At 68.8% G+C, this 14,485-nt stretch carries 12 protein-coding genes; 7 read left to right on the forward strand and 5 right to left on the reverse strand.

The features are described 5' to 3' along the window. The first annotated feature begins 73 nt into the window (after positions 1-73). Positions 74-703, forward strand: a complete 630-nt coding sequence (locus ABFG95_RS25730; protein ID WP_049074629.1) for a LysE family translocator — start codon at positions 74-76, stop codon at positions 701-703. 65 nt (positions 704-768) lie between these two features. Here the strand turns inward: ABFG95_RS25730 and ABFG95_RS25735 are convergent, their stop codons facing one another. From ABFG95_RS25735 to ABFG95_RS25745, 3 genes are all read right to left on the reverse strand, one after another. Beyond that, a complete protein-coding gene (locus tag ABFG95_RS25735) occupies positions 769-2,667 on the reverse strand; it encodes an ABC transporter ATP-binding protein (protein ID WP_100508248.1) in 1,899 nt (632 codons plus the stop codon). 527 nt (positions 2,668-3,194) lie between these two features. Beyond that, a complete protein-coding gene (locus tag ABFG95_RS25740; RefSeq protein ID WP_068950057.1) occupies positions 3,195-5,087 on the reverse strand; it encodes a TRAP transporter large permease subunit in 1,893 nt (630 codons plus the stop codon). After that, the gene (locus ABFG95_RS25745; RefSeq protein WP_348995061.1) at positions 5,084-6,097 is read right to left on the reverse strand and encodes a TRAP transporter substrate-binding protein; all 1,014 of its coding nucleotides are present in this window, start codon (positions 6,095-6,097) and stop codon (positions 5,084-5,086) included. Before ABFG95_RS25745 ends, ABFG95_RS25740 begins: the two co-directional genes overlap by 4 nt. 235 nt (positions 6,098-6,332) lie before the next feature. Here ABFG95_RS25745 and ABFG95_RS25750 point away from each other — a divergent pair, with 235 nt between their 5' ends. From ABFG95_RS25750 to ABFG95_RS25775, 6 genes are all read left to right on the forward strand, one after another. Beyond that, entirely contained in the window at positions 6,333-7,160 is an 828-nt protein-coding gene (locus ABFG95_RS25750) for an IclR family transcriptional regulator (RefSeq protein ID WP_240317412.1), read from the forward strand. A gap of 44 nt (positions 7,161-7,204) precedes the next feature. Continuing rightward, positions 7,205-8,377: an acetyl-CoA acetyltransferase gene (locus tag ABFG95_RS25755; protein WP_278992809.1), complete on the forward strand. Its 1,173-nt coding sequence runs from the start codon at positions 7,205-7,207 to the stop codon at positions 8,375-8,377. Next, the gene (locus ABFG95_RS25760) at positions 8,374-10,005 is read left to right on the forward strand and encodes an acyl-CoA synthetase (RefSeq protein WP_175203350.1); all 1,632 of its coding nucleotides are present in this window, start codon (positions 8,374-8,376) and stop codon (positions 10,003-10,005) included. The genes ABFG95_RS25755 and ABFG95_RS25760 overlap by 4 nt, the downstream gene beginning before the upstream one ends. 84 nt (positions 10,006-10,089) lie before the next feature. Beyond that, the gene (locus tag ABFG95_RS25765) at positions 10,090-10,854 is read left to right on the forward strand and encodes an SDR family oxidoreductase (protein WP_054416046.1); all 765 of its coding nucleotides are present in this window, start codon (positions 10,090-10,092) and stop codon (positions 10,852-10,854) included. A gap of 58 nt (positions 10,855-10,912) precedes the next feature. After that, a complete protein-coding gene (locus ABFG95_RS25770; RefSeq protein ID WP_054416045.1) occupies positions 10,913-11,476 on the forward strand; it encodes a DUF296 domain-containing protein in 564 nt (187 codons plus the stop codon). A 2-nt stretch (positions 11,477-11,478) separates the two neighbouring features. Beyond that, the gene (locus ABFG95_RS25775; protein WP_049074612.1) at positions 11,479-11,868 is read left to right on the forward strand and encodes a PPC domain-containing DNA-binding protein; all 390 of its coding nucleotides are present in this window, start codon (positions 11,479-11,481) and stop codon (positions 11,866-11,868) included. 61 nt (positions 11,869-11,929) lie between these two features. On the opposite strand, the gene chrA is transcribed toward ABFG95_RS25775, so the two are convergent. Together chrA and ABFG95_RS25785 are read right to left on the reverse strand one after the other, a co-directional pair. Then, positions 11,930-13,366: a chromate efflux transporter gene (chrA, locus tag ABFG95_RS25780; protein WP_175203349.1), complete on the reverse strand. Its 1,437-nt coding sequence runs from the start codon at positions 13,364-13,366 to the stop codon at positions 11,930-11,932. Between the two features lie 120 nt (positions 13,367-13,486). Beyond that, positions 13,487-14,455 (reverse strand): chromate resistance protein ChrB domain-containing protein, encoded by a 969-nt coding sequence (locus ABFG95_RS25785; protein ID WP_348995062.1) that lies wholly within the window; start codon positions 14,453-14,455, stop codon positions 13,487-13,489. Positions 14,456-14,485: the final 30 nt, after the last annotated feature.

The raw sequence follows: 14,485 nt of genomic DNA on the forward strand, positions 1-14,485 counted from the left end.
GAATAGCAAGCACATGCCGAGGCCTTTTCCCTAGAATGATCGCCATTTCCCGCAGCACGGAGCGTGGCGCATCATGGCCGATATGGCGTTGTTTCTTGGGGCATTGTTGATTGTCTATGTGGTGCCCGGGCCGGACATGATCCTGCTGCTCGAAACCGGGGCCCTGCGCGGGCGCGGTCAGGCGCTGGCGGTGGCCGGCGGGCTGGCCGTGGCGCGCGCCGCTCACGTGACGCTGGCGGCGTTGGGGCTGGCGGCGCTGTTCAAGGCCCATCCCTGGGCTTTCGATGTGGCGCGCACCGTGGGCGGGGGCTATCTGATCTGGCTGGGCGCGCGGTTGCTGCGCGCCGGACCGCTCTCTTATGGCGTGGCGCAGGCCGCGCAGGCGGCCGCGCATGGGCCGGGCCTGGGCGCGGCGTTTTTCAGCGGCGTGCTGACCAACTTCCTCAATCCCAAGGCATTGCTGTTCTGCTCGGTGCTGCTGCCGCAATTCATCTCGCCGGCGCAAGGGCCGATCGGCCGGCAGTTCGCGCTGCTGGGCGTGATCCTGGTGAGCCTGGGCCTGGCGTTCGACGTGCTGTGCGCCTTGGCGGGCGGCTCCTTGGGTCGCTGGATGCAAGCCCATCCGCGCGTGCAGAAGTGGCAGGGCGCCGTGTTCGGCGGCGCGCTGATCGCCTTCGGCCTGCGGCTGACGCTGAACCGCTGAGGCGGGCCGGCGCGCGCGGCGCGGCAACCATGAAAAAAGGGCCTGACTCGCGTCAGGCCCTTGCCTTATTTGCCGAAGGCGAAAGACGTTTCGTCCTCGTCCTGATCCTCGTCGTCGGCACGCGGCGGCAAGGCGCGCGCGCCGTCGGCCAGCATCTCCGCCTGCGTCAGGCCCTTGGTCAGCTCCAGGGCCTGGCGCTCGAACAGGCGCCGGTACAGGCCGCCCTTCAAGCGGATCAGCTGGTCATGGCTGCCTTCCTCGATGATGCGGCCGCGGTCCATCACCAGCAGGCGGTCCAGCGCGCGCACCGTCGACAGGCGATGCGCCACCACCAGCGTGGTGCGCCCCACCATCAGGCGTTCCATGGCCTGCTGGATCAGCACCTCGCTTTCGCTGTCCAGACTCGACGTGGCCTCGTCCAGGATCAGGATCGGCGCATCGGCCAGGAAGGCGCGGGCGATCGCCACGCGCTGGCGCTCGCCGCCCGACAGCTTCACGCCGCGCTCGCCCACCAGCGTCTCGTAGCCCTTGGGCAGCGCCATGATGAAGTCATGCGCGCTGGCCAGCCGCGCCGCCTGCTCGATCTCGGCCTGCGTCGCGCCGGGGCGGGCGTAGGCGATGTTCTCGGCCAGCGTGCGGTGAAACAGCACCGGCTCCTGCTGCACGATCGCGATCTGGCTGCGCAGCGACGCCTGCTTGACCTGGGCGATGTCCTGACCGTCGATGGTGATGCGGCCGCCGTTGACGTCATACAGGCGCTGGATCAGCTTGATGAACGTGGTCTTGCCCGAGCCCGAATGCCCGACCAGGCCGACCCGCTCGCCCGGCGCGATGCGCGCCGAGAAGCGGTCATACAGCGCCGCCTCGTGTCGGCCATAACGGAAGGTCACGTCCTCGAAGCGGATCTCGCCGGCCGTGACGCGGATTGCGCCCGCGCCAGCGCGATCGTCCACGCCCAGCGGCTGTTTCTCCAGCGCCACCAGTTCCTCCATGTCGTTGACCGAGCGCTGCAGATTGCGGATATGCATGCCCACGTCGCGCAGGTGGCCCTGCAGCATGAAGAACATCGTCAGCGCGAAGGTGATGTCGCCGACGCTGGCCTGGTTGCGCGACCACAGCAGCAGCGACGCGCCCAGGATGCCGGCCTGCATCGCCACCAGCATCGCGCCCTGGATGCCGCCGTTGATCGTGGCGCGAATCCAGGTGCGGCGCGTGCGGCGGCGCCACTTGTCGACCACGCGCCCCAGGCGCGCTTCCTCGCGCGTCTCGGCGCCGAAGGCCTTGACGACCGGGTTACAGCTGACCGCGTCGGCCAGCGCGCCGCCCATGCGCGTATCCCAGGCGTTGCCCAGCCGCGCCGCCGGGGCCACGTAGCCCAGCGACAGCGCCGCCGTCACCGCGATGTACAGCACCGAACCCAGGCCCACCACCAGGCCCATCACCGGCCAGTACACGCCCAGCAGCACGGTGGCGCCGACCAGCATCACCACCGAGGGCAGCAGCGCCACCAACAGCGTGTCGTTCAGCACGTCCACCGCCCACATGCCGCGCGTGATCTTGCGCACGGTCGAGCCGGCAAAGCTGTTGGCATGCCAATCGGTGGAAAAGCGCTGCACCCGGTAGAAGGCGTTGGAGACCATGCCGTTCATCATCTTCAGGGTGAAGACGATGATGTTCTGGAACACGCCCTGGCGCAGCAGCGTGCTGCCGATGCCCAGTGCGATCAGCAGCCAGAACGCGGTGACGGCCGCGCCCCACACCTGGGCGTCGGACGAGGCGCCGGAGGCCACCGCGTCGACCAGCCGGCCCGCGTACAGCGGTGTCAGCACGTCGGCCACGGCCGACAGCAGGGCCAGCGCGACGATAAGAGCGGTGCGCCAGGGCTGGGCGCGCCAATAGCGGAAGGTAAAGCCGAGGACGTCCTTGAAGGCTTGTCCTCGCAGATCGATTTTTGTTCGATTCATTGCGATCGCCCGGCAACGCGAAGGCGCCGGTTTCCTTGTGGGAAGAAGGTGATACGACCTGCGCCTCACGGCGCGGGCATTGCGTTCAGGGGTTTGGGGCGGGCACGGCGGACCAGTCGCCAGGTAGTCTGGCGATGGGGCCGCGCGGGCGACGACTTAATGGCGTCGCGGAGATACGCGCGGGATGGCGGTATGCGGATTCATCATCTTGCGCCTCCCAGGTGTAGGTGAAGGGAAAAAAGAATGGGCACAGGCCCGAATTGAAGATTCTATAGAAGTGGTGTAGGTGGATCAACCGCGCGGGCGGTGGGGGATTGCGGGCGTGTGGGTTTTTCCCCACGGCGATGACGGGGCGCGCGTGGCGGGCGGCGCGGCCGTCGTGGGGAGCACGGGCGGCGCGCCGGTTGGCGGCGGAGCGCGGGCCGTCCGCCTTGAAGGAAGGAGGTAAAGGGAGGGGTAGAGAAAGGGGGATAAAGGAAGGGGGGAATGGCCGGCGCGCCACGAAGGCGCGGCGGCCGGCCACGTGGTTACTTCAGGAACCCTGTCGAGATCCACGGCACCGCGGCGATGACCACGATGCCGACCGCCATCGAACCCAGGTAGCCCAGGATGGGCCGGATGCCGGCTTCGGGCGCGACCCGGCCGATGGCGCAGGCGGCGTAGTAACCCACCCCGAACGGCGGCGCGAACAGGCCCAGGCCCATCGACAGGATCACCACCATCGCATAGTGCACCTCGTGGATGCCCATCTGGTGCGCGATGGGGAACAGTAGCGGACCGAACAGCACGATGGCGGGGATGCCTTCCAGCACGCTGCCCAGGATGACGAACGCCACGATCGACACCGCCATGAAGGTGGCGGCGCCGCCGGGCAGGCCGGCCATGGCTTGCGCCAGCTGGGTCGAGAAGCCCGATTGCGTCAGGGCCCAGGCCATGGCGGTGGCGGTGCCGATGATCAGCAGGATCGAGCCCGACAGGCAGGCCGTGTCGACCAGCATGGGCTTGAGCCGCTTGACGTCAAAGCAGCGGTAGACCAGCAGTCCGATCAGCGCGGCGTAGACGATGCCGATGGTCGAGACCTCGGTGGCGGTGGCCACGCCCTCGACCACCGCCGCCCGGATCACGAACGGCAGCGCCAGCGCCGGCAGCGCCACCAGCAGGGCGCGGCCGATCTGGCGGCCGCTGGCCTTGCGCACCGCGCTCAGGTCTTCGCGGCGGTTGCGCCACCAGACCACCAGGCACAGCATCACGCCCAGCACCAGCCCGGGCAGCAGGCCGCCCGTGAACAGCGCCGTGATCGACACGCCGGTGACCGAGCCGATGGTGATCAGCACCAGGCTGGGCGGCACGGTCTCGGTCTGCGCGCCGGTGGCCGACAGCAGCGCCACCAGGTCGCCCTCGTCGGCGCCGCGCTCGCGCATTTCCGGGAACAGCACCGGCGCCACCGCCGCCATGTCGGCGGCCTTGGCGCCCGAGATGCCCGAGACCACGTACATGGCGCCGATCAGCACGTAAGACAGGCCGCCGCGCACGTGCCCCAGCAGGCTGGCCAGGAACGCCACCATGCGCTTGGCCATGCCGGTCATCTCGATCAGCACGCCCAGGAACACGAACAGCGGCACCGCCAGCAGGATCAGGTGCGACATGCCTTCGTCCATGCGCCCGACCACCACCATCATCGGCACGTCGGTGGTCAGCGACAGATAGCCGAAGGTGGCCAGCCCGAACGAGAAGGCGATCGGCACGCCCGCGAACACCGTGGCCGCCACCACGCCGACGAAGAAGATCAGCAGGTTGAGGTTGCCCAGTCCCGCCAGTACCGGCTGCAGCGCCGTCAGGGCGGCCACCACGCCGCCGACCAGCAGCAGCGCCAGGCCGGTGACGCGCCACTGCGCGCGTTCGACCAGCCGCAGCAGCGCGATCAGCAGCATCAGCGCGGTGCCCACTGGCAAGGCCGCGGCGCGCCAGGCGTTGGGGATTTCCAGCGCGGCGGTGGTGACGTACTGTTCCTCCGAGGCGTACTCGTAGCCCGGCGCCTGCAGCAGCAGCAGGAACGCCAGCGCCGCCGCCACGGCCACCATGTCCAGCAGCGCGCGGGTGCCAGGCGAGGCGCGGTTGACCAGCGCGCCCATGCGCATGTGCTCGCCACGGCGAAAGGCGATCACCGCGCCCAGCATGGCCAGCCACAGGAACAGGATCGAGGCCAGTTCGTCGGACCACACCAGCGGCGTGTGCAGCACGTAGCGCGCCACGATGCCCGAGAACAGGATGACGATTTCCGCGACCACCAGGATGGCCGCCGGAATCTCCACCAGGTGACCCAGGGCGTTGTCCAGCGTGATGGCCCAGGGGCGGCGCGCGCCGGGCGCCGGGCCCGCCTCGGCCCGCAGCGCCGCCGGATGCGTCAGCGCAGCCCTCATGACAGACTCCCGGCCGCCTGCTCCAGCAGGCCCCAGGCCTTGTCGCCGTACTTTTCCTTCCAGCTGGCGTAGAAGCCGGCGCGGCGCAGCGCGTCGCGGATGGGGGTGGGGTCGGGGGTGTTGAAGGCCAGGCCCTGCTCGGCCAGCTTGGTCTGCAGCTGATTGTTGAGTGCCAGCACGTCGGCGCGCTCGGCCATGCCGGCGGCGTTGATGTGTTTGGCGACGACCTCGCGGATGTCGGCCGGCAGCTTTTCCCAGGCGCGGCGGTTGCCCAGGAACCAGAAGCCGTCCCACATGTGGTTGGTCATCGAGCAGTATTTCTGCACTTCGTACAGCTTGGCGGTCTGGATGATGGCCAGCGGGTTTTCCTGCGCGTCCACCACGCGGGTCTGCAGGGCGGAATAGGTTTCGTTGAAGTTGATGCTGGCCGGCGACGAGCCCAGCGCCTTGAACATCGAGGTCCACAGCGGGCTGACCGGCACGCGGATCTTCAGGTCGCGGAAGTCGTCCGGGCCGCTGATGGCGCGCGAGCTGGTGGTGACCTGGCGAAAGCCGTTGTCCCAGATGCGGTCCATGACGAACAGGCCCTTGCCATTGATGTCGGCGCGGATGTGGGCGCCCAGGTCGCCGTCCATGGCCTTCCAGACCGAGGCGTAGTCGGGAAAGGCGAAGCCGACGCCGCTGATCGAGGCGCTGGGCACCAGGGTCGACAGGATCAGCCCCGACAGGGTGAAGAACTCGACGGCGCCGGCGCGCAGCTGGCTCAGGGTGTCGGTGTCGGAGCCCAGCTGGCTGCTGGGGAACACCGCCAGTTCGAAGCGGCCGCCGGTGTCCTTGAGGATGTTCTGCGCGGCCTCGTTGGCGCGCAGGTTCATCGGGTGCGAGGGCGGCAGGTTGTTGGCGTACTTGTAACGGAACTGGGGCGCCGCCAGCGTGCGCTGGAACGGGGCCAGGGCGAGCAGCGCGCCGCCTCCCGCGGCGCGCATGAGGTTGCGTCGAGTCGTGTTCATGCTGTCTCCTTGGTTATGAGATCCGGCCGCCGTCGAGGACGGCCGGATAAAGCGCCTTGCCAGGCCTGTTGCTTTATCTTTGCATGAGGTCCATTATGTGGACCTACGTACTACCCTTAAATTTATTTAATCACATTGATTCACTAGCGTAAATCAATAAAACTGGTGCAGAATGAAAAAACAAAATCAGGTTAATGGTCCACAAAATGGACCTGATGAAAACACAGGCGGAGACGTGACGGAGACCTCATCCCAGGTCGGTGGCGCCCAGGCGATATCCCGCGCCATGCTGGTGCTGCGCGCGGTGTCGCGCACCCGCGGCGAAGGCGCGGGCCTGCTGGCGTTGACGCGCGACACAGGCATGAGCAAGCCCACCGTGCACCGCATCCTGGCCGCCCTGGCCGCCGAAGGCATGGTCGAACAGGACCTGGCCAGCCGCCGCTACTTTCTGGGCCCCGAATGCCACGTGCTGGGCAACATCGCCAGCGAGCGCTTCGGCATCAACCGCCTGGCCGCGCCGGTGGTGGCGCGACTGGCGCACGAGTGCGGCGATTCCGCCTTCTTTTCGCTGCGCCGCGACGTGTTCGCGGTCTGCGTGCTGCGCGAGGACGGCGACTATCCGCTCAAGACCCACGTGCTGCTGCCGGGCGACCGGCATCCGCTGGGCATCGGCGCCGGCAGCCTGGCGATCCTGGCGGCGTTGCCCGACGACGAGGTCGACGCCTGCCTGCAGGCCAATGCGGCCCTGATCGAGCGGCGCTATCCGCATTACTCCGTGGCGCTGATCCGCACCCTGGTCGATGAGGTGCGCGAGCAGGGCTATGCCGTCAACCGCGGCCTGGTGGTGCCGGGCTCGTGGGGCATCGGCATGCCGCTGCGCGATGAGCAGGGCCACGTGCTGGGCGCCCTGAGCATCGCCGCAGTCGAATCGCGCATGGACGAGGAAAGACAGTTCCAGCTGGCCAAGCTGTTGTCACGCGAGGCCAAACGCCTGCTTGCGCAGGCCAACCCGGCAGGCCGCGAGGCGCGGGCGCGCCCGCAGGCCGCCAAGCCCAGGCCCTGATCCGCCGTGCCGGCGGGGCGGGGCTGCCAACAGAGGAGACAGCAATGAGCAAGCGTGCCGTCATCGTGGGGTGGTCGCACACCCCGTTCGGCAAACTCGACGACCCCGACACCGAAAGCCTGATGGCGCGGGTATCCGGCGCCGCGCTGGAGCATGCGGGCATCAGCCCGGAGGCGGTGGACGGCATCTATGCCGGCGTCATGAACAGCGGTTTCCAGAAACAGGATTTCCAGGCCGCGCTGGTGGCGCTGTCCGACCCGGCGCTGGCGTATGTGCCGGCGACGCGGCTGGAGAATGCCTGCGCCACCGGCTCGGCCGCGCTGTACGCGGCCATGGATTTCATCGAGGCCGGACGCGGCCGCGTGGCGCTGGTGGTGGGGGCCGAGAAGATGACCGCGCGTTCCACCGAGGACACCGGCGACATCCTGCTCAATGCCAGCTACCGCAAGGAAGAGGCCAACCTGCCGGGCGGCTTTGCCGGCGTGTTCAGCCGCATCGCCACCGCCTATTTCGAGCGCCATGGCGACCACGGCGAGGCGCTGGCCCGCATCGCGGCCAAGAACCACGCCAATGCGCTGGACAACCCTTACGCGCAGATCCGCAAGGACCTCGGCTTCGCGTTCTGCAATACCGTCTCCGAGAAAAACCCTTATGTGTCGGCGCCGTTGCGCCGCACCGATTGCTCGCCCATTTCCGACGGCGCGGCGGCGCTGGTGCTGGCCGACGCGGAAACCGCGGCGGGCCTGCGCCGCGCCATCGGCTTTCGCGCCCGGCGCCACGTCAATGACTTCCTGCCGCTGAGCCGGCGCGATCCGATCGCGTTCGAGGGCGCGGCGCGCGCCTGGCGCGAGGCGCTGGCCGATGCCGGCGCGACTCTGGACGACCTGAGCCTGGTGGAGACGCATGACTGCTTCACCATCGCCGAACTGATCGAGTACGAGGCCATGGGCCTGGCGCCGCGCGGCCACGGCGTACGGGCGCTGCGGGAGGGCTGGGTGCAGAAGGGCGGACGCCTGCCGGTCAACCCGTCGGGCGGACTCAAGGCCAAGGGCCATCCGGTGGGCGCCACCGGGGTGTCGCTGCACGTCATGGCGTGTCTGCAACTGGCCGGCGAGGCCGGCGCCATGCAGGTGCCGGACGCGACGCTGGCCGGCGTCTTCAACATGGGCGGCGCGGCCGTGGCCAATTACGTCAGCATCCTGGAGCGCGTCAAATGAGCGGCCCGCTGGAGCAGGCCCTGGCGCCGCCGGGCGGGGTGGCGCCGGTGTCGCGCCGGGCCATGAACCTGGCGCATTTCCTGGTGCAGGCGGCGCGCCGCCACCCCACGCGCGCAGCGCTGGTCTGCGGCGAGGCCCGCCTGAACTGGCGCGAGCTGGACACGCGCACGGCCGCCCTGGCGCGGGCGCTGGCCGAGCGCGGCGTGAGCAAGGGCGACCGGGTGCTGGTGCACGCGCGCAACAGCTTCGCGTTCGCCGAAACCCTGTTCGCCGTGCTGCGGCTGGGCGCGGTCTGGGTGCCGACCAATTGCCGCATCTCGCCGGACGAGGCGGTCTATCTGGCGCGGGCGGCCGGGATCAAGGCTTTCCTGTGCGAAGGCCAGTCTCCCGGGCACGCGGCGGCCGTGGCGCAGGCCATGCCCGACCTGGCCTTGCTGGCGCGGCTGGGCCCCGGCGAGTTCGGCGAGGCCGACACCGCTTCCCTGATCGCGGCGCATCTGGATGACGCGCCGGCGGCCTGCGCCGACGTGGACTATGACGATCCCTGCTGGTTCTTCTTTACTTCCGGCACCACCGGGCATCCGAAGGCGGCGGTGCTGACGCATGGCCAGATGGCGTTCGTGCTGACCAACCACCTGTGCGACCTGATGCCGGGCACCACCGAGCACGACGTCAGCCTGGTGGTGGCGCCGCTGTCGCATGGCGCGGGCATCCATTTCCTGACCCAGGTGGCGCGCGCCGCCGCCACCGTGCTGCCCGAGGGCGAGCGCTTCGACCCGGAAGAGGCCTGGCGCCTGGTGCAGGCGCACCGGGTGACCAACATGTTCACCGTGCCGACCATCGTCAAGCTGCTGGTCGAGCATCCGGCGGTGGACGCCTTTGACCACTCCAGCCTGCGCTACGTGATCTACGCCGGCGCGCCCATGTACCGCGAAGACCAGAAGCGCGCGCTGGCCAAGCTGGGCCGGGTGCTGGTGCAGTACTTCGGGCTGGGCGAGGTCACGGGCAACATCACTGTGCTGCCGCCGCAACAGCACCATGACGGCGACGGCCCCGAGGCGCGCGTGGGCACCTGCGGCTACGAGCGCATCGGCATGCAGGTCAGCATCCAGGACGAGGCCGGCAATCCGTTGCCGGCGGGCCGGACGGGCGAGATCTGCGTCTGCGGGCCGGCGGTGTTCGCCGGCTATTACGACAACCCGGGCGCCAATGCCAAGGCCTTCCGCAACGGCTGGTTCCGCACCGGCGACCTGGGCTACCTGGACGACGCGGGCTACCTCTACATCACCGGCCGCGAATCCGATATGTACATCTCGGGCGGCTCCAATATCTATCCGCGCGAGGTCGAGGAGAAGGTGCTGGCGCATCCGGCGATCGCGGAGGCGGCCGTGCTGGGGGTGCCGGACCCGGTGTGGGGCGAGGTGGGGGTGATGGTGTGCGTGCTGCGACCCGGCGAGACACTGGAAGAGGAGGCCCTGCTGGCCTGGCTCGGATCGCGCATGGCGCGCTACAAGCTGCCGCGCCAAGTGTTCTTCTGGGATGCGCTGCCGCGGTCGGGCTACGGCAAGATCACCAAGAAGCTGGTGCGCGAGGCCCTGCGCGAGCGGGGCTGCCTGGCGCCCGCCTAGGAAACGGCGCCGCCGCGCGGCGGCCGCCCAAGAGGGTGCGGACATCGCGAACACATCGCGAGCACACAACGAGGAGACCGAATCATGGATGGAGCGCAGGAAGCGGTGCTGGTCACGGGGGGCGCGTCGGGCATTGGCCTGGCCGTCGCGCGTGGCCTGCTGGGCGCGGGACGCCGGGTGCTGGTGGCCGACGTGTCGCAGGAACGGCTGGACGAGGTGCGAGGCCTGGCGCCGGCGGATCGGTTGGGCTGCGTGCGGATGGATGTGTCCGACGAGGCGCAGGTGAGCGAGGCGATCGCGAGGCTGGAGTCCGACTTCGGGCCGATCGCCGGGCTGGTCAATTCGGCGGGTATCGGCCGCGACGTGCCGTTCCTGGAGACGGACACGGCGTTGCTGCGGCGGATCCTGGAAGTTAACCTGGTGGGGTCGTTCGTGGTGGCGCGCGAGGCGGCCCGGCGCATGCGCGATCGCGGCCGCGGGTCGATCGTGAACATCGCGTCCGTGTCGGGCATCCGCGGCAACGCGGGCCGGGCGGCGTACGGCGCTTCCAAGGGAGGCGTGGTGACGCTGACCCGGGTGATGGCGGTGGAGCTGGCCGCCTACGGCATCCGCGTGAACGCGGTTGCGCCCGGGCCGATCGAGACGCCGCTGGTGAGCCAGATGCACACGGATGAGGCGCGCGCGGCCTGGCGCCGGGTGGTGCCGCAGCATCGCTACGCGGCGCCGGAGGAACTGAACGGCACCATCGGCTGGCTGCTGGACGAGTCGCAGTCCAGCTACGTGACCGGGCAGGTGATTTGTGTGGACGGCGGCTTCACCGCGGCGGGCATGCTGCCGGCGGTGCATTGACGCCCGCGTTTTCAGCTTTCATTCCCATCTTGCGCCACAAGCGCACGGAGTGCACATCATGCGAACCACCACCGTGGATCGTTCGTTGCGGGGATCACCGGTATTGCCCCGCCCCAGGACGCTGATACACCCGGGAGCCTTCAACCCGGTCCGGATACACAGCCGCTGCGCGCGGCGCGGCCGCCATGTCCGGCTGGCGCTGCAGCCCGGCGCCAGTCTGTTCGAGGCGCTGGTCAATGGCCTGGCGCCGCTGGGCGTGGAGAACGCCTCGATGACGCTGCTGAGCGGCGAATTCAGCCATCTCGACTACTGCACCGCGCCGCCGGACCCGGCGCATCTGCGGGTGGTGGCGTACACCGCGCCGATCGCGGCGGGCGCGGCCACGCTGATCTTCGGCAACGCCACGTTGGGCAAGGGCGACAACGGCGAGCCGCTGGTGCACTGTCACGCGGCGTTCTGCGATCAGGGCGGGGCGCTGCTGGGCGGCCACCTGATTCCGCAGACATCGATCGTGGGCGCGGGGCCGGTGACGGTACTGGTGACGGCGCTGGAAGGCTTCGAACTGCGCGCCACTTATGACCCCGAAACCAATTTGCGGCTATTGCAGCCGCGGGAGATCTGACGATGATGCCGGCCGAGGTCGAAAGCGGAAGCATGGGGCGGGTGGCGTATGCGCGCATCGGGCCCAACGAGGATCTGGTGCAGGGGGTCGAGAAGCTGTGCCTGGCGGAGGGGTTTCGCAACGCCTTCGTGCGCGGCGCGCTTGGGAGCCTGGTGGATGCCTGCCTGTATGCGCGGGGCGGGGAGGTGCGGCAGCTGGAGGGGCCGGCGGTGGAGATCGTGAGCCTGGCGGGAGAGGTGCGCGCGCAGGCGGACGGGTCGGTGGTGGCCTCGTTGTCGGGGGTGGTGGCGGACCCGGCGGGGCGGGTGCACGGCGGGGTGTTCGTCCCGGGGGCGAACCCTGTCTGCATGACGTTCGAGGTGACGTTGGAGGAGTGGCTGCCGGACGGGTGATTTGCGCGCGGGGTTGCTGCCGCCATTGGTCTTGCTGGCCGCCAGACGAGGGGGAGACGGGCTATGCCGACCATCCCAGCAGATGGATGGCGATACCCGCCACGCAACACACGCCTAGCGTGGCCATCATTCCCGCCTTGAAGCGAAAGAGCATGAACATGGCGACGGCGGCCAGCAGCAAGGACCACGGGTCCAGGCTTGCCAGGACGGGAATCTGCAGCGTGAAGCCATGCGCGTGCCTGACCTCGACCTGCCCGAACAAGGTGTGCAGGGCGAACCAGATCGCCAGGTTCAGGATGACGCCGACCACGGCGGCGGTGATGGTCGAGAGCGCCGCGCTCAGCGCCTTGTTGTTGCGCAGCGACTCCATGTACGGGGCGCCAACGAAGACCAGCAGGAAGGAGGGGGCGAACGTCGTCCATTTGGCGAGCACCCCTCCCAGCGTGCCCGCGAGGGCCGGATCGAGGGCGCCGGGCTGGCGGTAGGCGGCCATGAAGCCCACGAACTGCACCACGCTGATCAACGGGCCGGGCGTGGTTTCGGCCATGCCCAGGCCGGCCAGCATTTCCCCGGGCGCGAGCCAGTGATAGTGCTCGACCGCCTGTTGCGCCACGTAGGAGAGAATCGCATAGGCGCCGCCGAACGTGACCACCGCCATCTTGCTGAAGAACGCGGCGATTCGCGTATAGACGTTGTCGGTTCCCAGCAGCGTCACCAGGACGGCCAACGGAGCCAGCCAGGCGACCAGGTTGATGGCGAGAATCTTGATCGCCCGGGCCAGAGAGGGCTTTACGTGTTCCGGAACTTCGATGGCGAAGGCGGCGTCGATGGCGGCCGTCTGTCCTTCGTCCTTCGCGGCGGCGCCGTGGCCAGCCCCCGCCTTGATGCCCTGCCATCCCAGCGCGTTGCCGGCCAGGCCTGTCGCCGCGGCGGCGGCGATGATGAGGGGGAAGGGCGCGGCCAGGAAGAAAATGGCAATGAACGAGAGCCCCGCGACGCCCACCATCGTCCGCGTCTTGAGGGCTCGACGCCCCACCCGCTGGACGGCTTCCAGCACCACCGCCAGCACGGCCGCCTTCAAGCCGAAGAACAGCGCCTGGACCACGCCCACATCGCCGTAGCTCGCATAGATCCAGCTCAGGACGCCCAGGGCGATCAGGCCCGGAAAGATGAACAGAATGCCCGCGACCAACCCACCGCGGGTGCGGTGCAGCAGCCAGCCGATGTATACCGCCAGCTTGTGCGCTTCAGGGCCGGGAAGCAGCGTGCAGTAGTTCAGGGCGTGCAGGAATCGCGTTTCGCTGATCCAGCGCTTTTCCTCGACGAGAATCCGGTGCATCACCGCGATCTGCCCGGCAGGGCCGCCAAAGCTCAGGGCCGCGACGCGGCACCAGACCCAGAACGCCTCGCGGAAAGACACGCCGTGACGCTCGTGCGCCGGAACCCGTGGTTTTGTGGAATCGCCTGCGTCGAGCGGCTCGGCCGTTTTGGCTTGCATCTTTTCACCTGCTTGTTCTGTTCGTTGCCCGGTTTTTTCGGTGGGTCGTTGACTATGGGATATCGGCCAGGCGGTTCATGGCGGTTTCCGGCAGATAGCCCGCCGCGCCGATCGGTCGCGCTAGGTCTTGTGGCCGGTGGCGAAGTGGGCATAGAGGGAGTCCAGCACCGCGCCGATTTCGGCCAGCAGGGCATCATCGTCATCCTGAATGCGCTTGCGGGCGCCGGCCAGCATGGCTTCGAAACCGGCCGCTTCCGGCACCGGCGTGCCGCCGACGTCCAGGGCGTGCACCAGTGCGCCCAGGCGCGCCAGGCCGCGGTTCCCGTCCAGCCCAAAACTGGCGAGCAGGACCTCAAAGGAGACCCGATCGCCCACGTGGGTGAATGTCGCTCCATCGAAATCGAAGCCCAGCGCGTCGTGCGGGCAATCGGAGGGCGTTTCCAACCATAGGAAGCGAGCGGCCGGATCGATGAACCGCTGGATCAGCCACGCGGACGCGACACGGTCGACCCAGAGATGACGCCGGGTCGCCCATAGGCGCCCTCGGTAATGGGTCGGATCGCGGCGCGCAATGCTTGCATCGACGGCGCGAGGTTCGCTGGGCGACAGGAGGGACTCGATGGCGTGGGCGAAGTCACGCCATTGCGCTTGCGCGCGCAGGGAGGCTTCGTTGGGGAAGAAATCCATCCGCCGCAGCGCCTGGAAACTGCGCTCGTGCCGGCGCGCCAGCCGATTCAATTCGGCGGGCTGCAGGGCAGGCAAGGTGGTGCGGCCCTCCGACAGTTCGGCCAGCCAGCTTTCGTAGTCCTGGGTTCGGTCAAAACGTGAGACGAACGCCTCGGATTCCTCGGCATCTTTTGGCTGGACCTTCAGAAGCCAGGCTTGCCCGCCTTCATCTCGGGCCTCGGCGGCCAGGTCGGAAAGCTGGAAGGCCTGCTCGGCATGGGCGGGCAACAGGTAGGCCCCATCCCGCAACGCGGCGCAGCCCAGGGCTTTGACGGCTCGCCAGATCCGCATGCGCGCGGTGGCGCTGTCGGTCGGCAGGCTGACAATGAGGAGAAGCCAGGCAGGGGGGTGCGGCGCGTTCATGACGGCAGAATATGGCCGGATCGCGATCTC

Origin of the sequence: Achromobacter sp. HNDS-1 (assembly GCF_040084795.1) — a bacterium.
Taxonomy (GTDB): domain Bacteria; phylum Pseudomonadota; class Gammaproteobacteria; order Burkholderiales; family Burkholderiaceae_B; genus Achromobacter; species Achromobacter ruhlandii.